The 399-nt window shown below is 55.1% G+C and carries 1 protein-coding gene; it reads right to left on the minus strand.

From position 1 onward, the window contains the following. On the minus strand, positions 1-399 hold a 399-nt coding region (locus tag ACNFOC_RS55715), incomplete at both ends, for an N-acetylmuramic acid 6-phosphate etherase (protein ID WP_416966487.1).

Below are 399 nucleotides of genomic sequence, written 5' to 3' on the forward strand. Positions count from 1 at the left end.
TTACAGTTGCGCTCGCAAGCAATTAACGCCGCTTCCGCTTGTTCGGCATTACATCCGGTAGCGTTTTTGACGATATTGACCTGGCGCACATGCAGTTTTTCGTTGGTGGCGACCACATCGACCATCAGGTTGCCGAACACTTTGCCGGATTTAATCATCAGCCCGGTGGAGAGCATGTTGAGCACCAGTTTCTGCACCGTGCCTGCTTTCATTCGCGAAGAACCGGTAACAACTTCGGCACCAACTACCGGCGTAATAGCAAACTCTGCGGTGGATGAAACGGCACTCCCCGGATTACAGGAAATGCCCACTGTACGGCAGCCGAGTTGGCGCGCGTATTCCAGCCCGGCAATCACATACGGCGTGCGTCCGCTGGCCGCAATACCAACCACCACATCC

The organism is Streptomyces colwelliae (genome assembly GCF_048158785.1).
Taxonomy (GTDB): domain Bacteria; phylum Actinomycetota; class Actinomycetes; order Streptomycetales; family Streptomycetaceae; genus Streptomyces.